Annotated in this window: 17 protein-coding genes; 7 read left to right on the forward strand and 10 right to left on the reverse strand. The window is 70.4% G+C overall.

Annotation, left to right across the window (positions count from 1 at the left end; all coding sequences use genetic code 11):
* The first annotated feature begins 82 nt into the window (after positions 1-82).
* Complete coding sequence (locus Aco03nite_RS02275) at positions 83-691, forward strand: hypothetical protein (RefSeq protein ID WP_203792878.1); 609 nt, start codon at positions 83-85, stop codon at positions 689-691.
* On the opposite strand, the gene Aco03nite_RS02280 is transcribed toward Aco03nite_RS02275, so the two are convergent.
* Positions 664-1269, reverse strand: a complete 606-nt coding sequence (locus Aco03nite_RS02280; RefSeq protein ID WP_203792879.1) for a DUF3455 domain-containing protein — start codon at positions 1267-1269, stop codon at positions 664-666. The two genes, Aco03nite_RS02275 and Aco03nite_RS02280, sit on opposite strands and share 28 nt — an antisense overlap.
* 88 nt (positions 1270-1357) lie before the next feature.
* Positions 1358-2173 (reverse strand): hypothetical protein, encoded by an 816-nt coding sequence (locus tag Aco03nite_RS02285; RefSeq protein WP_203792880.1) that lies wholly within the window; start codon positions 2171-2173, stop codon positions 1358-1360.
* Positions 2174-2565: 392 nt separating this feature from the next.
* Between Aco03nite_RS02285 and Aco03nite_RS02290 the strand changes: the two genes are divergently transcribed.
* From Aco03nite_RS02290 to Aco03nite_RS02300, 3 genes are read left to right on the forward strand one after another with little or no spacing between them, the layout of a single operon-like run.
* Complete coding sequence (locus Aco03nite_RS02290; protein ID WP_203792881.1) at positions 2566-4302, forward strand: translation initiation factor III; 1737 nt, start codon at positions 2566-2568, stop codon at positions 4300-4302.
* A complete protein-coding gene (locus tag Aco03nite_RS02295; protein ID WP_203792882.1) occupies positions 4299-5774 on the forward strand; it encodes an NADH-quinone oxidoreductase subunit NuoF family protein in 1476 nt (491 codons plus the stop codon). The genes Aco03nite_RS02290 and Aco03nite_RS02295 overlap by 4 nt, the downstream gene beginning before the upstream one ends.
* A 9-nt stretch (positions 5775-5783) precedes the next feature.
* Entirely contained in the window at positions 5784-6383 is a 600-nt protein-coding gene (locus Aco03nite_RS02300; protein WP_239144848.1) for a redoxin domain-containing protein, read from the forward strand.
* Here the strand turns inward: Aco03nite_RS02300 and Aco03nite_RS02305 are convergent.
* Both Aco03nite_RS02305 and Aco03nite_RS02310 read right to left on the reverse strand, forming a co-directional pair.
* Positions 6365-7024 (reverse strand): hypothetical protein, encoded by a 660-nt coding sequence (locus Aco03nite_RS02305; protein WP_203792883.1) that lies wholly within the window; start codon positions 7022-7024, stop codon positions 6365-6367. The genes Aco03nite_RS02300 and Aco03nite_RS02305 overlap by 19 nt on opposite strands.
* A gap of 35 nt (positions 7025-7059) precedes the next feature.
* Positions 7060-7281 (reverse strand): PspC domain-containing protein, encoded by a 222-nt coding sequence (locus tag Aco03nite_RS02310; protein WP_203792884.1) that lies wholly within the window; start codon positions 7279-7281, stop codon positions 7060-7062.
* Positions 7282-7456: 175 nt separating this feature from the next.
* Here Aco03nite_RS02310 and Aco03nite_RS02315 point away from each other — a divergent pair, with 175 nt between their 5' ends.
* Positions 7457-9247, forward strand: a complete 1791-nt coding sequence (locus Aco03nite_RS02315) for a serine/threonine protein kinase (protein ID WP_203792885.1) — start codon at positions 7457-7459, stop codon at positions 9245-9247.
* Between the two features lie 48 nt (positions 9248-9295).
* Here the strand turns inward: Aco03nite_RS02315 and Aco03nite_RS02320 are convergent, their stop codons facing one another.
* Entirely contained in the window at positions 9296-11689 is a 2394-nt protein-coding gene (locus tag Aco03nite_RS02320) for a Tex family protein (protein WP_203792886.1), read from the reverse strand.
* 379 nt (positions 11690-12068) lie between these two features.
* Between Aco03nite_RS02320 and Aco03nite_RS02325 the strand changes: the two genes are divergently transcribed.
* On the forward strand, positions 12069-12788 hold the full coding sequence (locus tag Aco03nite_RS02325; RefSeq protein WP_203792887.1) for a PP2C family protein-serine/threonine phosphatase: 720 nt from the start codon (positions 12069-12071) through the stop codon (positions 12786-12788).
* Positions 12789-13043: 255 nt separating this feature from the next.
* Here the strand turns inward: Aco03nite_RS02325 and Aco03nite_RS02330 are convergent, their stop codons facing one another.
* Positions 13044-13193: a hypothetical protein gene (locus tag Aco03nite_RS02330; protein WP_203792931.1), complete on the reverse strand. Its 150-nt coding sequence runs from the start codon at positions 13191-13193 to the stop codon at positions 13044-13046.
* An 81-nt stretch (positions 13194-13274) separates the two neighbouring features.
* On the opposite strand from Aco03nite_RS02330, the gene Aco03nite_RS02335 reads away from it, so the two are divergent.
* Entirely contained in the window at positions 13275-13811 is a 537-nt protein-coding gene (locus tag Aco03nite_RS02335; protein WP_275415804.1) for a GNAT family N-acetyltransferase, read from the forward strand.
* 3 nt (positions 13812-13814) lie between these two features.
* Here the strand turns inward: Aco03nite_RS02335 and glgB are convergent, their stop codons facing one another.
* From glgB to Aco03nite_RS02355, 4 genes are all read right to left on the reverse strand, one after another.
* The gene (gene glgB / locus Aco03nite_RS02340) at positions 13815-15923 is read right to left on the reverse strand and encodes a 1,4-alpha-glucan branching protein GlgB (protein WP_203792929.1); all 2109 of its coding nucleotides are present in this window, start codon (positions 15921-15923) and stop codon (positions 13815-13817) included.
* Positions 15924-15991: 68 nt separating this feature from the next.
* Positions 15992-17296 (reverse strand): maltokinase N-terminal cap-like domain-containing protein, encoded by a 1305-nt coding sequence (locus Aco03nite_RS02345; protein WP_203792888.1) that lies wholly within the window; start codon positions 17294-17296, stop codon positions 15992-15994.
* Entirely contained in the window at positions 17293-19053 is a 1761-nt protein-coding gene (gene treS, locus Aco03nite_RS02350) for a maltose alpha-D-glucosyltransferase (RefSeq protein WP_203792889.1), read from the reverse strand. The genes Aco03nite_RS02345 and treS overlap by 4 nt, the downstream gene beginning before the upstream one ends.
* Before the next feature lie 19 nt (positions 19054-19072).
* Positions 19073-21037, reverse strand: coding sequence for an alpha-1,4-glucan--maltose-1-phosphate maltosyltransferase (locus Aco03nite_RS02355; protein ID WP_203792890.1), 1965 nt, complete (start codon positions 21035-21037; stop codon positions 19073-19075).
* Positions 21038-21270: the final 233 nt, after the last annotated feature.

Raw genomic sequence — 21270 nt, forward strand, 5'->3', positions numbered from 1 at the left:
GCCCTCACCAGGGGTGCCGGCCGGTCCGTCATGTCCGAACGGCTATTGCAATGCGACTGCATTGCAACCTACCGTACTAGGCATGTGGAGACTGCTGAAGTTCGTGGCCGTCTACGAGCTGCGGCTCTGGGCGGCGCTGTTCCGCTGGATCGCCCGCCGTCCGGTGCCGGTCGCGGCGGGCACGACTCGTCACCCGTACATCGGCGCGGTGAAGATGATTTTGATCTGTCTGATCGTCGTCTCCGCGATCGAGATCCCGATCCTGGAGCTGATGATCCCCTGGCGGCCGGTGGCGAACGCGGCGCTGTTCCTCGGCGTCTACGGCCTGATCTGGATGATCGGACTGGCCGCCACCATGGTCGTGCACCCGCACCTGGTCGGCCCGGCCGGGCTGCGCGTCCGCAACGGCATCAGCCTGGACCTGCCGCTGGACTGGGCGTCGATCGACACGATCGAGGTGCGGCGCCGCTCGATGCCGCCGGGCGGTCAGACCCAGCTCGAGGACGGCGTGCTGTCTCTCGGCATGGCAAGTCAGACCTCGATCGACGTACGCCTGACCGCCCCGCTGGTCCTGCCGGTCCGCAAGACGAAGGGCGAGCCGGTGAGCACCGTGCGATTCCACGCCGACGACCCGGAGGCCCTGGTCGCGGCGGCCCGGGAATATCAGGAGTCGGCGGTGAAGAACCGGTAGACCGCCCGGTACGGCACCGCGACGGTCCCGTCCCCGGCGCACGGCCCGGACGCCAGCCCGCCGGCCGTGTCCAGCCGCTGGACGTAGGTGACCCGGCCGAACAGTCCGCCGCCGCGCGTGGACTTCGCGGTGATCCGCAGCTGCGGGATGCTGTCCCGGTGCCCGGACGGGGCCCGGACCACCGACGCCGGGTCGCCCTCCAGCAGGGATCCGTCCTGGTCCGACTGCCAGCTCGGCCCCCGGAAGTGCAGGACCGAGACCTTCTTCACCGGGCGCATGGTGACCCCGGTGAGTGAGGCGGCCGGTTCGAGCGGGGCCCACGCGCCGGACCGGCATGCGTAGACCTGGACACCCCGGGCCTTGAGGACCGCGTGCACCCGGTGGCCGGGTGGGGGCTCCAGTTCGGGTGGCACCCGGGGATCCGCGCCGTAGTTGTCGGCCTGGGTGGTCGCCGGCCGTTCCGGCGCCGGGACACGGTCGGTCCCGGCGAACGAGACACCCGCCGGTACGCCGACGGACACCAGCGCGAGCCCGCCGACCGCTACGGCGACCTTGATGTCTTTCCTGGCAAGGGCCACGGAGTCCTCCCCTATGGACGGTGCCGCTGCGCTCTCACGCTAACGGCCACCGGCCCCGGACAGGCCCGTTGTCAGGTGAAATCACCCGCTAGCGGTAGTTACCCGACGAGGAGTAGAAACCGGTCGGCGCGGCCCGGTCGGCCATCTGCGTCCGGCGGGCCCGCGAGCGCAACCGGATCAGCAGCATCACGCCGAGGAAGACGCAGATCCCGCCGACGATCAGGCCCGGCCCGAGCAGCGACGACTGGTTGGCGATGAGCGCGGCGTCGGCGTTGTTGCCGCCGGTGTCCGCGGTCCGCTCCTGTTCGATCGGCGCGGCGGGCTGGTCGCTCTCCTCCTCCACCGGTGCCTCCTCGGACTCGGAGGGCTCCGGCGACGGGGAGGGGGAGCGCTCCTCCTCCTCTTCCTCTTCCTCGCCCTCGACCGAGGCGTTCGCGCCGGCCGAGGAGAGGAGGGTGTTCTGCTCGTCGAAGGCGCGCACCTCGAACTGCACGTCACCGCCGGCCGGGCCCTCGAACCCGACCTGCCAGCGGCCGGTCACCGTCCGCCCCCGGCAGGAGGTGCCCGGGTCCAGGTCGTTGTCGACGAAGGTCGTCGTGGTGCCCTCGGTCCGGTCGGTGGTCGCGAACGGCCCGTCCTCCTCGACCCGGGTGACCCGGTACTGCCCGGCGTCGATCCGGGAGCGCATCAGCAGCACGAAACGCACCTTGCGGCAACGCCGGTTGTCCGAGGTGACCACCGCCGTCAGCGTCTCCGCCGACCGGCCGGCCGTGAAGTCGCCCGGCGCGCTCACCCGCACGCTGAATCCACGTTCGTCAGCCGAGGCCGGCGTCGCGAACGGCACCGCACTCACCACGGCGCCGGCGACTACCGCGCCCGTGAGCGCGGCGATCCGGTATCGCATGACGATCCCCCTTCTACATGCGTCTGCATTACTTAGTTCGCCTACGGAGCGCGAATGGTTCACTCAGTGGCCTGGGTCACACCCGGAAAGGCGACCTGAGTCACTCCTGGCAATCTCGTTAATTTTTCCTTAACTGAACAACCGTTCGGGCATTACCGCAGCTCAGCCGCCCTGCGCGGAGGGTGATCAAGCAATTACGCAAAAAGTTCGGACGGTGTTCATCCGATCCCGGGTCCGGCACGTAATCCGGGGAGGACACGGACCGCGGCACGCAGGGGAAGTACCGCCGGGGGCCCGGGTCCAGCGCAGAGCTTGAGCGCGGGGCGTTCCCCACGGACGCCGGCGTCCCACCGCCCACGGGACGTGACCGCACCAAGGAAAACGAGGAGTCCATGGCCCGCTCGAAGAACAACAAGGCAGCCCCCACCCGGGCGGCGGTAGACGTCGGATCAACCGGTGTCCGTACGGTCCCCAAAGGTGCGGTAGCCGTACTCATCATCTGCATCGTGGCCGCCGTCTGGGCCGTGGCGATGATGACCGGCCCGGGTCGCGTCGGCTATTACATCCTTTTCGAGTACCTGAAGTACTACATGGGCGTCGTCGCCCTGGTGTCGCTGTCCATCACGATCATGATCGGGCTGGTCGCCACCGACCGACTGGTACTCGGCATCCGTCAGCGCGTACTGCTCCAGTCCGCGCACCGCACCACCGGTGTCATCGCGGTCGGCGGTCTGTTCGTCCACGTCTGGACGAAGGTCACCGACGGCCTGGTCGGTATCATCGACGTCTTCATCCCGTTCCTGGTGAACGGCTGGATCGGCATGGGCACCATCTCCGGATGGGTGATGGTCCTGGTGATGTGGTCCGGCCTGGCCCGCGCCAAGTTCATCGGCCGCGGCAAGCCGTGGATGTGGCGTGGTCTGCACGCCGTCTCCTACCTGATCTGGCCGATCGCCCTGCTGCACGGTCTCGGTGCCGGCCGCCCCGCCGCCACCTGGGTCATCGTCAGCTACATCCTCTGCGTGGTCGGCGTCATCATCGGCCTCGCCGTCCGGCTCTCGGTCAGCCTCAACCGGCGCAAGGACTTCGCCTCACCGGCAGGTGTCGGCGCGGTCCGGTCGAACGAGACCGGCACCCTGGTCCCCACCGCCACGGCGCCGATCCGCCGCCCGGGTGGCGCCGCCGGCCGCCGGGCCGAGCCCGCTCCCGACCTGCTGGCCCCGGCCGGTGGCGGCGGCGGGCAGGTCACCCAGTCCTGGAGCATGGACGCTCCGCCGGCACCCCCGGTCCCGCCGCCCGCCCCACCCGCCCCGGAACCGCTTCCCGAGCCGGTCGCCGTGGTCGAGGAGGAGCCCCGTGGCCGTCGCCAGCCCGAGCTGGAGGCGCCCGCCCCGCGTCAGCGCCGGGCCGCCGAGGACGACGAGCGGTACGAGACCCAGACCCGGATGTCGCGCCGGGACGTCGAGGACGACCGCTACCGGTACGACGACGAGCCCGCCCCGCGGTCCCGTGGCGGTCGTTCCCCGGAGCGGTACGACGAGCCCGCCCCGCGTGGCCGCCGCTACGAGGACGACGAGCCGCCCACCCGGTCGCGCCGTCGTGACGACCTGGAGTCCACCAGCACCCGGATGCGCCGCGACGACCTCGAGTCGACGAGCACCCGGATGCGCCGGGACGACCTCGAGTCCCCGAGCGGCCGGATGCGCCGTTACGAGGAGGAGGAGCCGACCGGCGCCCGGATGCGCCGCGACGACCTGGAGTCCCCGAGTGGCCGGATGCGCCGGTACGAGGAGGACGACGCCCCGCGGTCGCGCCGCCGGGAGCCGGAGCCGGAGTACGAGGCCCGTCCGAGCCGCCGCCGTGCCGAGGACTACGACGACGCCCCCCGGGGCGCCCGGTCCGCGCGGTACGAGGAGCCCCGGTACGAGGAGCCGCCGCCGCGGCGGCCCAGCCGTAGCGAGTTCGTCGACTTCGCCGACGCCCCGGCCGACGACAGCCCGACCCTGGTCGACACCGGTTCACGGCGGTCCCGCCGCGGCGAGCCGGAGGAGGGCGGCCGTGGCGGTCGCCGTGGCCGGGACGACGCCGACGACGGGTACTTCTCCCAGCTGCGTGGTGACCGGAATTGAGCGCGGAACAGGTTCCCCCGGTCACCGCGGTCGGGACACCACGCATCACCGCCGGATTCGACGAGTACGGCCGTCTCGACCTGATCGCGCACCAGGAGGTGCACGGCGGGTTCGCGGCCCTCTCCTCGGGTGAGCTGATCGGTCTCGCCGACCGGATCGAGCTGCGCGGCCGTGGCGGCGCCGGCTTCCCGTTCGCCCGCAAGGTGCGCGCGGTGGTCGACTCCTGCCGCCGGCAGGAGCTCCCGCCGGTGATCGTCGTCAACGCCACCGAGGGCGAGCCGCCGTCGTGGAAGGACAAGGCCGTCCTCACCCGCGGCCCGCACCTGATCCTGGACGGCGCGGCCCTGGCCGCCGCCGCCCTGGACGCCGAGGAGATCGTCATCGGTGTCGCCGACGACGGTGTCGGCCAGGAGTCCCTGGCGGCGGCGCTGGCCGAGCGCAAGATGCCCGCGCCGACCCGGATCGTCGTGGTGCCCCACCGGTTCATCTCCGGTGAGGGTGGCGCGCTGGTCCGCGGTATCAACGGCGAGGCGCACATCCCGCCCGGCCGCAAGGTCCGGTCCAGCGAGAACGGCGTGATGGGCCTGCCCACCCTGCTGTCGAACGCGGAGACGTACTCGCAGCTGGCGATCGCGGCCCGGCTCGGGCCGTGGGAGTACAACGCGGTCGGCATGCCCGAGGAGCCCGGCACGGTGATGCTCACCGTCGGTGGCTCCGCGACCGCGCCGGCCGTGGTCGAGGCGCCCAGCGGCACCCCGCTCATGGAGGTGCTGGAGATGTGCGGCGCCGACGTCGGCCCGGGACTGCTGGTCGGTGGCTACCACGGCAAGTGGGTCACCGCCGAGCAGGCGAAGACCATCAAGATCTCCCGTAAGGGGTTCGCGAAGGTCGGCGGCACCCTGGGCGCCGGCATGCTCATCCCGATCGGCTCGAAGACGTGCCCGATCGGTGAGGTCGCCCAGGTCGTGCAGTACCTGGCCGGCGAGTCGGCCGGTCAGTGCGGCCCGTGCCGCATCGGCCTGCCCGACCTGGCCCGCGCGGTGACCCTGGTGGCGCTCGGCGGCAACGCGGTCAAGGAGGTGCGGCAGGCGGCCGGTCTGGTCAAGGGCCGTGGCGCGTGCTCGCACCCGGACGGCACCGGCCGGTTCGCGCTGTCCGCGCTGGAGGTGTTCAAGGCCGACGTCGAGGCGCACGCCAACGGCGAAGGCTGCGGCAAGTCGGTCCGCGGCATCCTGCCGCTGCCGTACACGGCCGAGAAGGGCGCCCGCAAGCTGGCCCTGGACTGGTCGCGCTGCGACGGGCACGGGCTCTGCTCGGCGGTGGCCCCGGAGATCATCCGGCTGGACCACAACGGGTTCCCCGCGTTCCCGCAGACCCCGCTGCCGCCGTGGCTCGAGGACGGCGCGCGCAAGGCGGTCAACGTCTGCCCGGCCCTGGCCCTGCGCCTGACCGAGCCGACCCCGGCGAAATGACGGAGTGACATGAGGAAACGCGACTCGGTACGCGTACCAAAGCTGGCCCTGATGGCACTGACGACCGCCCTCGCGGCCGCAGCCTGTGGCACCACACCTGTCGCGTCTTCCTCGCCTCCGGAGGTGGCGGCGGCCGGCACGTCCCCGGCCGTCGCCGCCTCCGGGAGCACCGCCTCCGCGAGCGCAGCCCCGGTGCAGAAGACCGTGCCGAAGAACCTCACCTTCAGCGGGACCACCCTGGAGGGGGCGAAGTTCGACGCCGCGAGTCTGGCCGGCAAACCGGCGATCCTCTGGTTCTGGGCGCCCTGGTGCGCCACCTGTGCCAGTGAGGCCCAGTCGATCGGCGACCTCAAGGACGAGTACGGCGACCGTCTGCAGATCCTCGGCATCGCCGGGATGGGCAAGAACGCCGAGATGAAGCGGTTCGTCGCCGACTTCGAGCTGCAGGGCGTGCCGCACCTGAACGACGCGCCCGGCAAGCTGTGGAAACGGTTCGGGATCGTGCAGCAGAGCTGGTATGTGTTCCTGGACGAGAACGGCAAGGAGACCTACAAGGGGTACCTGGACGACCTCCAGCTGACCCAGCGGGTTCAGGCCATCACGGCGTGATCGGCCAGCTCGGCGAGGGTGGCGAAACGCTCGCCCTCGACCCGGGCGCCGGTCCTCTCGCCGTCGTCGCGCGCGGTGGCCGCGTCCACGTGGCCGGCGCCCTGGACGAAGACGCCGCACTGCGGGTGGACGGTGCGGTACAGGCGTACGTCAGCAGTGGTGTCGATCTTGGGGGTACCCGGCTTGCGGGCCGGCGGCGGCTCACCCTGCCAGCGCAGCAGCCAGACACCCCGGCCGGCCGGTGACGCGTTCATCTCCGCGGCGATCCGCTCCACCGCCGCCGGTTCGAAGTGCGGGCCGAACTCGACCCCGACCGGCAGTGCCGGCCGCAGCTCCCCGCGCAGCACCCGGACCGGGGCGAGCGTCACGATCACGCTGCTCATGCCACCGATCTCACGACCCGTCCGGACTCCGGTGACGTCGGCCTCGATCACCGCGGTGGTCTCGGCGTAGGCGGCTTTCAGACTGGCGGGCGGCGCCTTGAGATCCATCGCCGGGCCGGGCCGGACCGCCTCGAAGAAGCTGGTCTCGACGGCCTCCCCCGGCGAGGGCGCGGAAGTCGAGGGCGCTGAAGAAGAGGCGCAGGCGGACAGCAGAACAGCGGCCACCGCGAGGGTGGCCGCTGCGACTGGAGGCTTCATGGCCGGTAGGACGCGCCCGGCCCGCGCGTGGTTCCTCAGTAGGCGTTCTTCTCGTTCGGCATCAGGAACCAGAGGATCGGGTAGACCAGGATCTGGCTGCCCGGGATGAGGAAGAGGATCAGCACGAACAGCAGTCGTGCGATCCACGGGTCGAGGCCGAACCGGCGGCCCAGGCCGGCGCAGACGCCGGCGATCATCCGGCCCTGCAGAGGGCGGACCAGGCCCTGGCGAGCGAGAGAGTCGTGCACGGCGTTCATTCGGTGATCCCTGCCTTCACTAGGTGTGAACTGATGACTCCATGGTGTCCTCCGGACGGGTGCTTGCGCATCGGGTCTCCCCCCGATCTCCGACTCGGGGATCTCCATGAGACCGCCTGCCCGGGTAGAGACAGCGCCCTATAAAGTGCGAGCGGCACGCTTCGGGGGGACGGGAATGGGCGACGGCACACTGCCGGGTGAGCGGACGCAACCGCTGCGCCCACGGGATCCTCGTGCCCTCGGCGACTACGAGCTGGTCGGCCGCCTGGGCGAGGGCGGGATGGGCACGGTCTTCCTCGGGCGCACCGCCGGTGGGGTGCTGGTCGCGGTCAAGGTGGTGCGCGCCGATCTGGCCCACGACGACGAGTTCCGCCGCCGGTTCCGCAGCGAGGTCAACCGGGCCCGGCAGGTCCCGCCGTTCTGCACCGCCGAGGTGCTGGACGCCGACCCCGACCACGAGCAGCCCTACCTCGTGGTGGAGTTCGTGGACGGCCCCACCCTGGCCGAGGTGGTCGAGCAGCGCGGCCCGCTGACCAGCGCCAACCTGCACGGCGTGGCGATCGGGGTGGCCACCGCGCTGACCGCGATCCACGGCGCCGGGGTGATCCACCGCGACCTGAAACCGCGCAACGTGCTGCTGGCGCCGGGCAGCCCCAAGGTGATCGACTTCGGGATCGCCCGGGCCATGGAGGCGACCAGCGCCAACACCCGCACCGACCAGATGGTCGGCACGGTGGCGTACATGGCGCCCGAGCGGTTCGGGTCCGAGGAGGACACCCCGATCACCCCGGCCGCCGACGTGTTCGCCTGGGGCACCGTGGTGGCGTACGCGGGGACCGGCCAGACCCCGTTCCACGCCGACTCGCCGCCCGCCCTGGCGGCCCGCATCCTGACCCAGCCGCCCCGGCTGGACGGCCTCAGTGGACCGCTGCGCGACCTGGTCGGGCACGCCCTGGAGAAGGAGCCGGAGAACCGGCCCAGTTCCCGGGAGCTGCTCGATCTGCTGGTGTCCGGGTCCGGCCGGCCGTCCGCGACCGCCGCCGCCTTCGCCGACCAGCCCGACCTGCGCGCGGCCGCGGTCGAGGCGCAGGCCGTCACCGGGGTCACCGGCCCGCCGACCGCCGGCACCACCGCCGTGCCGACCCTGAGCATCCCGCCCGGCCTGGTCGGCTACGACGAGAACTCGATCGTCACGGTGCCGATCTCGGCGCCGCCCGGTGGCCCGCTGCCGCTGCCCGGCCCGCCGCCCCCGGAACCGGCCCGGCGCTGGGCGCTGCCCGCCGCGGTCGGTTTCCTGATCCTGGCGATCATCGCCGGCGCGGTGATGCTGGCGCTGTCGGTCCGCGACCGGGACGGACAGTCCGAGCAGGCCGCCGACCCGACCCTGATCGTCGCGCCGTCGGTGCCCGCGGTCGCGCCGTGGATCAAGGACGCGCTGCGGCAGCAGGAGTACTGGAAACCCAGCGACCAGGCCGGCGAGGGGGAGTGCCACTTCGACGCCGCCCAGGGGCTGGTCGCCCGGCGGGCCACCGAGGGCACCTTCAAGTGCAAGGGCCCGTCCGACCAGCTCCCCGCCGATCTGCGGATCGACGTGACGGTGCGGCTGAACACGCCGGACAGCTGCGCGACCGTCTGGTTCCGCAACGAGGGCAACACCGGCTATCAGCTCCGGGTCTGCGAGCGGAACCTGTACCTGGGGGTGCACCGGTCCCGGGATGTCACGGTCAAGCGGACGTTCCCCCTGACCAGCGGCCCGATCGAGATCGCCGTGGCCACCCGGATCGCGCTCGTGGCCAAGGGTGACGTGGTGCAGATCCTCCGGGACGGCGTCCCGGTCGGCGAGGCGCCGCTCGACGAGGCCGGCATCACGGTCGGCCGGGTGGTGCTCGGCATCTACAACGAGCGCGATCCGGCGCCCGGGCCGTACGAGGTCGCCTTCAGCGACCTCGACATCTGGAAGTTGTGACCCGCGCGGTCAGCCGGAGCCTCCGGGGCCCCGGCTGACCGCCCGCTTTCAGTCCTTGGCGAGGCCGGCCCGGCGCAGCGCGTCGGCCATCGCGTTGTTGCCGATGCTGCCCGGGGCGCCGCCGCCGCGCTGGCCGCCGCCCTGGCGGGGCTGACCGCCACGCTGGCCGCCCTGGCCGCCCCGGCGGTCACCCTGCCCACCCCGCTGGCCTCCGCCGCCGCCCTGGCCGCGCTGAGCGCCCTGGCCGCGGTCGTCGCGCGGCGGGCGGCCCTTGGGCGCCTCGTCGCTGAGCCGCATGGTCAGCGAGATCCGCTTGCGGACCGGGTCGACCTCCAGGACGCGGACCTTCACCACGTCGCCGGACTTGACCACCTCGCGCGGGTCCTGGACGAACTTGTCGGACAGCGCCGACACGTGCACCAGGCCGTCCTGGTGCACGCCGATGTCGACGAACGCGCCGAACGCGGCCACGTTGGTGACCTGGCCCTCCAGCACCATGCCGGGCTGCAGGTCGGCGATCTTCTCGACGCCCTCGGCGAAGGTGGCGGTGGTGAACGCCGGCCGCGGGTCACGGCCCGGCTTCTCCAGCTCCTTCAGGATGTCGGTGATGGTCGGCAGGCCGACCGCCTCGGTGACGAACTTGTCCGGGCGGATGCCCTTGAGCAGCGGGCTGTTGCCGATCAGCGTCGACACGTCCGAGCCGGCGTCCGCGGCGATCGTGCGGACCAGCGGGTACGACTCCGGGTGCACGCTGGAGAAGTCCAGGGGGTCCTCGCCGTCGCGGATCCGCAGGAAGCCCGCGCACTGCTCGAACGCCTTCGGCCCGAGCCGGGCCACCTTCTTGATCTCGGTACGGCTCTTGAACGGACCGTTCTCGTCCCGGTGCAGCACGATGTTCTCAGCCAGGCCGGCGGTGATGCCGGAGACCCGGGTCAGCAGCGGCGCGGAGGCGGTGTTGATGTCCACGCCGACGCCGTTCACACAGTCCTCGACCACCGCGTCCAGCGAGCGGGCCAGCTTCACCTCGGACAGGTCGTGCTGGTACTGGCCGACACCGATCGACTTCGGGTCGATCTTCACCAGCTCGGCGAGCGGGTCCTGCAGGCGCCGGGCGATCGACACCGCGCCGCGCAGCGAGACGTCCATGCCGGGCAGTTCCTGCGACGCGTACGCCGACGCCGAGTAGACCGACGCGCCCGCCTCGGAGACGACCACCTTGGTCAGCTTGGCGTCCGGGTGCCGCTTGATCAGCTCGGTGGCCAGCTTGTCGGTCTCCCGCGAGGCGGTGCCGTTGCCGATCGCGATCAGCTCGACGTTGTGCTTCGACGCCAGCGCGGCCAGCTTGTGGATCGACTCGTCCCACTTGTTCTGCGGCACGTGCGGGTAGATCACGGCGGTGTCGACGCACTTGCCGGTCGCGTCGACCACGGCGACCTTCACACCGGTACGGAAACCCGGGTCCAGGCCCATCGTGGCGCGGGTGCCGGCCGGGGCGGCCAGCAGCAGGTCCCGCAGGTTCGCCGCGAAGACCCGCACCGCCTCGTCCTCGGCCGCCTCGCGCAGCCGCACCCGCAGGTCGGCGCCGAGGTGGATCAGGACCCGGGTGCGCCAGGCCCAACGGACCGTGTCGACCAGCCACTTGTCGGCCGGGCGGCCGTGGTCGGTGACCCCGTTGCGCCCGGCGATGCGGCCCTCGAAGTAGCCCTCGTCCTCCTCCGGGTGCGGTTCCATGGTGAGGTCGAGGACGTCCTCCTTCTCGCCGCGCAGCATCGCCAGGATGCGGTGCGAAGGGAGCTTGCCGTACGGCTCGGCGAAGTCGAAGTAGTCGGAGAACTTGGCGCCGTCGGTCTGCTTGCCGTCACGGACCTTCGCCACCAGGCGGCCCCGGGTCCACATCTGCTCGCGCAGCTCACCGATCAGGTCGGCGTCCTCGGCGAACCGTTCGATCAGGATGGCGCGGGCCCCGTCCAGGGCGGCCTGCGGGTCGGCGACACCCTTGTCGGCGTCGACGAACGCGGCGGCGGCCGCCTTAGGGTCCACGGTCGGGTCGCTGAGCAGGCCATCGGCGAGCGGCTCCAGACCGGCCTCGCGGGCGATCATCGCCTTGGTGCGGCGCTTCGGCTTGTACGGCAGGTAGATGTCCTCCAGGCGGGCCTTGGTGTCGGCCTCGAGGATCTGCCGCTCGAGCGCGTCGTCGAGCTTGCCCTGGGAGCGGATCGACTCCAGCACCGCGGCGCGGCGGTCCTCCAGCTCCCGCAGATAACCCAGCCGCTCCTCGAGGGTGCGCAGCTGGGCGTCGTCGAGTGTGCCGGTCACCTCCTTCCGGTATCGGGCGATGAACGGCACCGTCGCCCCACCGTCGAGCAGCTCGACCGTGGCGGTGACCTGCCCTTCCCGTACCCCGAGCTCCGAGGCGATGCGCTGATGGATAGCTGTCGTCACGTCGACGATTGTCACCGACGCCGCCCCGGCTTGTCGCGCCGCCCCGGACTGTCACCCGCCCGCGATCATGAACCGCACGTCGCGGCGTCCCTCTCGCGGGGGATGCCCGGATCGCTCATGAACCGCCCAGGGCGGCCCGTCCGTACCCCGATGTCGCGAATGTCACTGTGGCTTCCCGGTCCGGATCAACGACCTTTTTTGCTGCCGTACGGCGGGGAAAGGCTCGAAGATCGGCCCTTCGGAGGGGCCGGCTGAGCTGTGACCTGCGCGATCATCCGGCTACCGGGGGTGTGTGGCCGTCCGGGGTATCAAACGGAAGCCGCGACACTTGGTAGGAGGTACTAGAGACAACGGAATTGGCCTTTGGCACTCTTGCAGCATGACGCTTGCTGTCCGGGCGGTCGCCGCCACTGATCAGGGCCTGGTCCGGTCCAACAACGAAGACGCGGTCTTCGTCGGTAATCGACTCTTCGTGGTGGCGGACGGCATGGGCGGGCTCCCCGCCGGTGAGCTGGCGAGCGACATGGTCGTGCAGACCCTCAGCTCCGTCGACACCGCGCCCGACAACGGCGAGCCCCTGCAGGACCTGATCTCCGCCCTGGAGACGGCGAACCAGCGGATCGAGGCGTCGGTGGCCGAGGACGACGCCCGCGACGGCATGGGCACCACGGTGACGGCCCTGCTGCTGTCCGGTGATCGCCTGGCCGTGCTGAACGTCGGCGACTCCCGCTGCTATCTGCTCCGCGACGGCGAGTTCCAGCAGCTCACCCGGGACGACACGTATGTGCAGGCGCTCGTCGACCAGGGCGTCCTGACCCGCGACGACGCCCGCCGCCACCCGCAGCGCGCCCTGGTGACCCAGGCCGTCCAGGGCGGGCCGTACCGCCCGGCCGGCCGCACCATCCCGGCTCGCGTCGGCGACCGTTTCCTGCAGTGCAGCGACGGCCTCTCCGACTACGTCGAGGACACCGTGATCGCCCAGACCCTGCGCGAGGTCGCCGACCGCAAGGAGTGCGCCGCGGCCCTGGTCAACCGAACCCTCGAAAACGGAGCCCCCGACAACGTGACGGTCATCGTCTCCGACATCGTCGACGCCTGACCGGCCCTCGCCGGGAGCCCGGTCCGGCGGTGGCCGCCTGACCGGCCCCGATCAGCGCCCACGATCAGCGAACGTGTGCGCCCGCCCGGCTCCACGTCCGGCCGGGCGTCACGGTCCGGCCCGTATGCGCGCGCATTGGTGTCATCGGCCCGGCGTGAGCAGACGATGAGTCATCGTGTGCTCCCGTGGGCCTGACCGGCGACGAACCGGAACGGGCGCCTCCAACCCCCGGCCACGTCGGCCCCCGGCCGCGGTTCACGCTTCGGTGTCGCGTGGAATCGGATCGTCGTCGGCCCGCTGTTCGCCGAGGAGGCGCTCGACGGCTTCCACCACGGCGGCGGACGGGTCCCCGTGACGCTGAAGGTAGGCGGCGACGTCATCGGGGACATCGATGATGAAATCCATGACGACACCTTCGCCTACTCCGAAGGCGGTGGGGAGCTGTCGTCGTCCGAACGGGGGAGCGCCTATTCTCAGCGCGTGCTGATGACTACCGAGCGATTGATTCTGCGGCGGTTCCGGGCGTCGGACGCGCCGATGCTGGCGGCCTATCGATCGATTCCTGAGGTGGCTCGGTATCAACCTTGGGCGGTGCCTTATCCGGTGGAGAAGGCGGACGGCGCCGTCAAGGCCTATGCCGAAGGGTCGCCGACGGCGGCGGGGTGGTTTCAATACGCCGTCGAGCACACGGCTGACCAGCGCCTCATCGGGGACGTGGGGGTGCGGATCCACGACAACCTGAAACAGGGGGAGATCGGGTTCACCTTCGACCCGGCGTACCAGCGCAAGGGTTTCGCCTTTGAGGCCGTGACCGCCGTGCTGGACCGGCTCCTCCTCAAACAGGGCCTGCACAAGGTGACCGGGGAGTGTGACGCCCGGAACGTGCGGTCGGCGGGGCTGATGGAGCGGCTCGGGTTCCAGCGGGAGGGGCTGCTGCGGCAGCAGACCTTCATCAAGGGGGAGTGGACCGACGACCTGCTGTACGGTCTGCTGGCCACCGAATGGCGACCAGCAGACCGATAGCGATCAGGACGCGGTGTAGCGCAGCCAGACCGTGCCGAGCGGGGGGATCCGCAGCGACACCGAGGCGTCGAAACCGTGCCAGGGCAGGTGCTCGGCCTCGACACCGCCGAGGTTGCCGACGCCGGAGCCGCCGTACAGCTCGCTGTCGGTGTTGACCACCTCGTCCCAGCGGCCGGCCCGGGGCAGACCGATCCGGTAGCCCTCGTGCGGGACGGCGGCGAAGTTGACCACGCAGGCCAGCGCGTCGCCGTTCGGGGCGAACCGGACGAACGAGAACGTGTTGTGCTGCGAGTCCTCGCTGGTGATCCACCGGAACCCGGACGGCGTGGTGTCCTGCGTCCACAGCGCCGGGGTGTCCCGGTAGACCCGGTTCAGGTCACCGACCAGGCCCTTGACACCACCGAACTGCGGATCCCTCAGCAGGTCCCAGTCCAGGCCGCGTTCCTCGCTCCACTCCCGCAGGTCGCCCATCTCGGCGCCCATGAACAGCAGCTGCTTGCCGGTGAACGCCCACATGAAGCCGAGCAGCGCCCGGGTGTTGGCGAGTTTCTGCCACAGGTCGCCGGGCATCTTGCCGGTCAGCGAGCCCTTGCCGTGGACGACCTCGTCGTGGCTGATCGGCAGCGTGTAGTTCTCGCTCCACGCGTAGACCGTCGCGAAGGTCATCTGGTGGTGGTGCCACTGCCGGTGGACGGGCTCGTGCTCCATGTACGACAGGGTGTCGTTCATCCAGCCCATGTTCCATTTGAAGCCGAACCCGAGACCGCCGAGGTGGGTGGGGCGGGTGACGCCGGGCCACGCGGTGGACTCCTCGGCGATCGTCATCACGCCGGGGTGGTTCTTGTAGACGGTCGCGTTCATCTCCTGCAGGAAGCTGATCGCGTCCAGGTTCTCCCGGCCGCCGTACTGGTTCGGGGTCCACTCGCCGTCCTTGCGCGAGTAGTCCAGGTACAGCATCGACGCGACCGCGTCCACCCGCAGACCGTCGGCGTGGAACTCCTCGCACCAGTACAGCGCGTTGGCGACCAGGAAGTTGCGGACCTCACGGCGGCCGAAGTCGAAGACGTACGTGCCCCAGTCGGGGTGTTCGCCACGCCGCCAGTCGCCGTGCTCGTAGAGCGGGCTGCCGTCGAATCGGGCCAGGCCCCACTCGTCCTTCGGGAAGTGTGCGGGCACCCAGTCCAGGATCACGCCGATGCCGGCCTGGTGCAGCTTGTCGACCAGGTACCGGAACTCGTCGGGGGTGCCGAACCGGGACGTCGGCGCGTAGTAGCCGGTGACCTGGTAACCCCACGACCCGCCGAACGGGTGCTCCATCACCGGCATCAGCTCGACGTGCGTGAAGCCGGTCTCGACGACGTAGTCGACCAGCTGCTCGGCCAGCTCGACGTACGACAGGCCGGGCCGCCACGAGCCCAGGTGCACCTCGTACGCGCTGATCGGCTCCTGATGCCACGACTTGGCGGCCCGCTCGCGCATCCACTGCTCGTCGGCCCACTCGTACTCGGACTGGAACACCACCGACGCGGTGGCCGGCGGCACCTCGGTGTGCTGCGCGAGGGGGTCGGCGTGCTCGCGCCACGTACCGTCCCGGCCGAGGATCTTGAACTTGTACCGGGTGCCGACGTGCGCGGCCGGGATGTACAGCTCCCACACGCCGCTGGAGCCCAGCGACCGCATCGGCCAGCCGTCGTGCGGCCCCCAGCCGGCGAAGTCACCGACCACCTGCACGCCGCGCGCGCCGGGCGCCCACACCGCGAACGCGACGCCGGTGCCGTGCGGACGGGCGCCGAGCACCCGCCACAGCTTCTCGTGCCGGCCCTCGCCGATCAGGTGCAGGTCGAGCTCACCGAGTGTGGGGGTGTGCCGGTACGGGTCGTCGTGGGTCGTCCCGTCGACGTCGAGCCGGTAGTCGAGCACGGTGCCGGGCAGTTCGGCGGCGAAGATGCCGGCGTCGTGCACCTTCGTCATCGGGTGACGCTCACCGTCGTGCTCGACGGTCACCTCGGTGGCGTCCTTGCGCAGGGTCCGGATGACGGTGCGCCCGTCGTGCGGGTGGGCGCCGAGGACGGCGTGCGGATCGTGGGTGTCCCCGGCGATCACACCGTCCATCAGGCGTTTGTCGGCGGCGAGTGGGGCGGTGGTCTGACCGATCATGGTTTTGCGGTGCCCTCCGGGGTTCATCCGACGAGCCTGGCGATGGACCGCAGGGGGATCCGCAGCCAGCCGGGCCGATGTCGGGCTTCATAGGCGGCCTCGTAGACCGCCTTGTCCAGCTCGTACGCGGCCAGCAGCGCACCGCGGTCCCGCGGGTCGGTGCCGGCCGCGCTGGTGTATCCGTCGCAGAACGCCGCCTGGTTGCGGTCCACCCATTCCCGGGCGCGCGCCGCCAGGTGCTCGTCGTCGTCGGAGTCGACGAGCAGTTGGTAGGCGGCGTACTCGTAGGACCGCAGCACTCCGGCGATGTCCCGCAGGGGTGAGTCGGGCAGCCGGCGCTCGTCCAGCGGCTGGCCGGGCTCACCCTCGAAGTCGATCAGCAGCCAGCTCTCCGGGGTGCGCAGCACCTGGCCCAGGTGCAGGTCGCCGTGGATGCGCTGGACGTCGACCTGCTCGCCGGTGAGGGCGGTGAACCGTTCGGTGATCGCCGGGACGTACTGCTGCAGCTCGGGCACCGCGTTGGCGGCGGTCCGCAACCGGGCCAGCACCGCGTCCAGCGGGAACGGCGCCGGGCCGCCGCCGAGTTGCTCGGCCAGCGTCAGGTGCACCGACGCGACCGCCTCGCCGAGCCGGTACGACTCGCCCTGGAAGTCGCCGCCCACCTCGTCCGCGCCGTAGGCGGCGTCGGCGAACAGGTCCCGGGCCGAGGCGGTGGCCATCGCCCAGCCCTCGGCCGAGTTCACCGCGTATTCGGTGACCATGCCCAGGGAGAAGTCGTCGGCCGCCCGGTACGACCCGAACAGCCGGGCCACGTGCGGGTTCCCGGCCCGGCCGAGCACCCGGTTCAGTTCGATGTCCGGGTTGATGCCGCTGGTCACCCGCCGGAACATCTTGAAGATCGCGGCCTCGTCGAAGATCACACTGGTGTTGGACTGCTCCGCGTCGAACACCCGCGGCCAGGCCTCCAGCGGCAGCGTGACGTCCGGTTCCTTCTCGAACGCGATGTCACCGGTCAGCTCGGAGCGGTCGAAGAGGGTCAGCAGGTAGCGGGCCGCCGCCGGGTCGTAGACCGCGTCGTAGCCGGTCCGGCCGTCGTCGGTGGTGCCGATGGTGGCCACCGCGCTGTACTCGGCCATCGGGCCGTCACCCCAGCCCACCACGATCTGGTAGCGCTCGGAACTGCCGTCGGTGTACTCCACGTCGACGAGGACCAGCTCCAGGTCCTCGCCCAGCGGGGTCGCGGACGCCTGTTTGACCGAGGACAGGACCCGGCTGCGCCCGGCGTACCAGCGCTGTTTCGGTAACCACTCGGCGTACGGCAGCGTCATTGCTTCTCCTCGGACCCGCACAGTTGGAACCAGTAGAAACCGTGCCCCGGAAGGGTCAGAAGGTACGGCAGCTGCCCGATCCGGGGGAAGTTCACGTGCCCGGTCAACTCCACCGGGGTGTACCCGTTCCAGTGCTGCAGATTCAGCTCGATCGGCTGCGGGAAGCGCGACAGGTTGTTCACGCAGAGCACCACGTCGTCGCCGATCTCGCGCAGGAAGGCGAGCACCGACGGGTTGGAGCCGCCCAGTTCCCGGAACGTGCCGGTGGCGAACGCCTCGTGCCGCCGCCGGACCGCGAGCATGGTCCGGGTCCAGTTCAGCAACGAGGTGGCGCTGTCGCGCTGGGCCTCCACGTTGACCGCCTGGTAGCCGTACACCGGGTCCTGGTTGACCGGCAGGTAGAGCCGCCCGGGCGTGGCCGTGGAGAAACCGGCGTTGCGGTCCGGGGTCCACTGCATCGGGGTGCGCACCCCGTCGCGGTCACCGAGCCAGATGTTGTCGCCCATCCCGATCTCGTCGCCGTAGTAGAGCACCGGCGAACCGGGCAGCGACAGCAGCAGGGCGGTGAACAGCTCGATCTGGTTGCGGTCGTTCTCCAGCAGCGGGGCGAGCCGGCGGCGGATGCCGACGTTCGCCTTCATCCGCGGGTCCTTGGCGTACTCCGAGTACATGTAGTCGCGCTCTTCGTCGGTCACCATCTCGAGCGTCAGCTCGTCGTGGTTGCGCAGGAAGATGCCCCACTGGGTGTTCTCCGGGATCGGTGGCGTCTGGGCCAGGATCTCCGAGATCGGGAAACGCGACTCCCGCCGTACGGCCATGAAGATCCGTGGCATCAGCGGGAAGTGGAACGCCATGTGGCACTCGTCGCCGCCGGAGCGGGCGTCACCGAAGTACTCCACCACGTCGGCCGGCCACTGGTTCGCCTCGGCCAGCAGCACCCGGCCGGGGAACTCGTCGTCGATCACCTTGCGGCAGTGCTTGAGGAACGCGTGCGTCTGCGGGAGGTTCTCGCAGTTGGTGCCCTCCTCCTCGAAGAGGTACGGCACCGCGTCCAGCCGGAACCCGTCGATGCCCAGGTCGAGCCAGAACCGCAGCACGTCCAGCATCGCCTCCTGCACCTTCGGGTTCTCGTAGTTGAGATCCGGCTGGTGCGAGAAGAACCGGTGCCAGTAGAACTGCCGCCGCACCGGGTCGAACGTCCAGTTCGACTCCTCGGTGTCGACGAAGATGATCCGCGCGTCCTGGTACTTCTCGCTGGTGTCGTTCCAGACGTAGAAGTCGCCGTACGGGCCCTCCGGGTCGTGCCGGGACGCCTGGAACCACGGGTGCGAGTCCGACGTGTGGTTCATGACCAGGTCGGTGATCACCCGGATGCCGCGCTTGTGCGCCGCGTCCAGCAGGGCCACGAAGTCCTCGACCGTGCCGAACTCGGGCAGCACCTTGTAGAAGTCGCGGATGTCGTAGCCGCCGTCGCGCAGCGGCGAGTCGTAGAACGGCGGCAGCCACAGGCAGTCGACACCCAGCCATTGCAGGTAGTCGAGCCGTTCTATCAGGCCGCGCAGGTCACCGCCGCCGTCCGAACCCGAGTCGTAGAAGGCTCTGACCAGCACCTCGTAGAAGACGGCCCGCTGGAACCAGGTCCGGTCGGCGGGAAGGGTCCGGGCGTGCCCGAAGTCCTCGGAGGTCGGATGCTCGACCACCCCGTCCTCGGTGTGGCTTCCCTCAGCCGGATCGTGTTCGGACGTCGACAGCTCCATCGTGTTTCTCCCCTTGTTGCTACCGTGCCTGTACGACGAACACGTGCGCCGGTTCCACGAATGGATCGATCCGCACCGCGTTGTACTGCCCCCACTCATACGACGCCCCGGTGATCTGGTCGACCACGGTGAAGCGCTCGTGCCAGTCCAGGCCGAGAGCCGGCATGTCCAGAGTGGTGTTGCCCCACTGCACGTTGCTGGAATCGAACGAGCAGATCACCAGAACCGTGTTCCCGGTCTCCGGATCGCGCTTGGAGAAGCAGAGCAGCGAGCCGTTGTCGATCTCGTGGAACCGCAGGTTGCGCAGCCAGTGCAGGGCCGGGTTCTCGTCACGGACCCGGTTCAGCTTGGTCAGGAACGGGGCCAGCGAGCGGCCGGCCTTCTCCGCCGCCGCCCAGTCCCGGGGCTTCAGCTCGAACTTCTCGTTGTCGATGTATTCCTCGGCGCCCGGGCGCGGCACGTGCTCGAACAGCTCGTACCCGGAGTAGAGGCCCCAGGACGGGGTGAGCATCGACGCCAGCACCGCCCGGATCTTGAACATCGGCGGGCCGCCGTTCTGCAGCGACTCGTGCAGGATGTCCGGGGTGTTCGGCCAGAAGTTGGGCCGCATCCAGTCGACCGAGGCGAGCAGCTGCCCCATGTACTCCTTCATCTCGGCGGCCGAGGTGCGCCAGGTGAAGTACGTGTACGACTGGGTGAAACCGATCTTGCCGAGCCCGTTCATCATCGCCGGGCGGGTGAACGCCTCGGCCAGGAACAGCACGTCCGGATGGGTCTCCTTGACCTTCGGGATCAGCCACTGCCAGAAGTTGACGGCCTTGGTGTGCGGGTTGTCCACCCGGAAGATCCGGACCCCGTTCTCCACCCAGTGCATCACCACGCGGTAGACCTCGTCGCGCAGCGTGCGGTAGTCGTTGTCCCAGTTGATCGGGTAGATGTCCTGGTACTTCTTGGGCGGGTTCTCGGCGTACGCGATGGTGCCGTCCGCCTTGGTGGTGAAGAACTGCGGGAACTGCTTGACCCACGGGTGGTCCGGAGCGGCCTGCAGCGCGAGGTCCAGCGCGACCTCCATGCCCAGCTCCTCGGCCTTCTCCCGGAACGCCACGAAGTCCTCGAGGGTGCCCAGCTGCGGGTGGATCGCGTCGTGACCGCCCTCGTCGGAGCCGATCGCCCACGGCGAGCCGACGTCCTCCGGCCGCGCGACCAGGGTGTTGTTGCGGCCCTTGCGGTTGATCTTGCCGATCGGGTGGATCGGTGGCAGGTAGACGACGTTGAAGCCCATCGCCGCCACGGCCGGCAGCCGCTTCGCCGCGGTCCGGAAGTCACCGTGCCTGATCGGCGTGGCGTCCGGGCCGATCTCGGCGCCCTCCGAGCGCGGGAAGAACTCGTACCAGGACGAGTACAGCGCGCGCTTGCGGTCCACCCAGAGCGCGAACGAGCGGGTCGTGGTGACCAGGTGCCGCACCGGGTTGTGCCAGAGCAGCTCCTCCAGGTCCAGCGCCGGGGTGACCCGGGCGAACAGCGACTTCTCGGTGTCGCGCAGCGCGGCCGCGGCCTCCCGGACCCGCTCCTCCTGGTCCGCCGGGACGATCTTGGTGGCCAGGTCGAGCGTCTCGGCGCCCTCGGCCAGATCGTTCGCCAGATCCTCGGCGCCCTGCCCGGCGCCGATCTTCTTCACCACGGCGTCGCGCCACGTCCGGTACGGATCGTCGAACGCCTCCACCGTGAACGTCCACCGGCCCACCTCGTCCGGGCGGATCGCGGCGTGCCATTTGTCGAGGCCCGGCTCACCGGGGGTCATCCGCGTGAAAGCCTGGGTGCCGCCGTCGGGGCCGCGCCATACCACGTTCACGCCGAGCGCGTGATGACCTTCGCGATAGGACACCGCCGAGACGGGAACCAGTTCGCCGACGACCGCTTTCGCGGGGTAGCGGCCACCGGAAACAGCCGGTGTCACGTCTTCGATGGGGAAGCGACCGGTCATGATCTCCACCGTAGTCAGAGGGGTGCGGGAGGACTCGGCGACCGGGAAAACCAGCGCGCGGTGTCCCTAAGACTTCTCCGCAGCGGGAAATTTGAAACGGCCGACCGCCGATGCGTCCCAACCTACCGGAGCCGGACCCCCGCACCGCATCCAGACGCGGCCGGGTGCCACCGCGGATCGCGATGATTTCACCTGTTCGCAACAGGCGTTCACCTTTAAAACACGGTCGGGAG

The organism is Actinoplanes couchii, assembly GCF_016862075.1.
GTDB lineage: Bacteria > Actinomycetota > Actinomycetes > Mycobacteriales > Micromonosporaceae > Actinoplanes > Actinoplanes couchii.

Coding starts and splice junctions, on each gene's coding strand:
- Aco03nite_RS02345 (WP_203792888.1), bottom strand. CDS start 17,296: ATGACGCTGCCGTACGCCGAGTGGTTACCGAAACAGCGCTGGTACGCC.
- Aco03nite_RS02335 (WP_275415804.1), top strand. CDS start 13,275: ATGACTACCGAGCGATTGATTCTGCGGCGGTTCCGGGCGTCGGACGCG.
- Aco03nite_RS02305 (WP_203792883.1), bottom strand. CDS start 7,024: ATGAAGCCTCCAGTCGCAGCGGCCACCCTCGCGGTGGCCGCTGTTCTG.
- Aco03nite_RS02310 (WP_203792884.1), bottom strand. CDS start 7,281: ATGAACGCCGTGCACGACTCTCTCGCTCGCCAGGGCCTGGTCCGCCCT.
- Aco03nite_RS02275 (WP_203792878.1), top strand. CDS start 83: ATGTGGAGACTGCTGAAGTTCGTGGCCGTCTACGAGCTGCGGCTCTGG.
- Aco03nite_RS02290 (WP_203792881.1), top strand. CDS start 2,566: ATGGCCCGCTCGAAGAACAACAAGGCAGCCCCCACCCGGGCGGCGGTA.
- Aco03nite_RS02355 (WP_203792890.1), bottom strand. CDS start 21,037: ATGACCGGTCGCTTCCCCATCGAAGACGTGACACCGGCTGTTTCCGGT.
- Aco03nite_RS02315 (WP_203792885.1), top strand. CDS start 7,457: ATGGGCGACGGCACACTGCCGGGTGAGCGGACGCAACCGCTGCGCCCA.
- Aco03nite_RS02285 (WP_203792880.1), bottom strand. CDS start 2,173: ATGCGATACCGGATCGCCGCGCTCACGGGCGCGGTAGTCGCCGGCGCC.
- treS (WP_203792889.1), bottom strand. CDS start 19,053: ATGGAGCTGTCGACGTCCGAACACGATCCGGCTGAGGGAAGCCACACC.
- Aco03nite_RS02300 (WP_239144848.1), top strand. CDS start 5,784: ATGAGGAAACGCGACTCGGTACGCGTACCAAAGCTGGCCCTGATGGCA.
- Aco03nite_RS02330 (WP_203792931.1), bottom strand. CDS start 13,193: ATGGATTTCATCATCGATGTCCCCGATGACGTCGCCGCCTACCTTCAG.
- glgB (WP_203792929.1), bottom strand. CDS start 15,923: ATGGACGGTGTGATCGCCGGGGACACCCACGATCCGCACGCCGTCCTC.
- Aco03nite_RS02325 (WP_203792887.1), top strand. CDS start 12,069: ATGACGCTTGCTGTCCGGGCGGTCGCCGCCACTGATCAGGGCCTGGTC.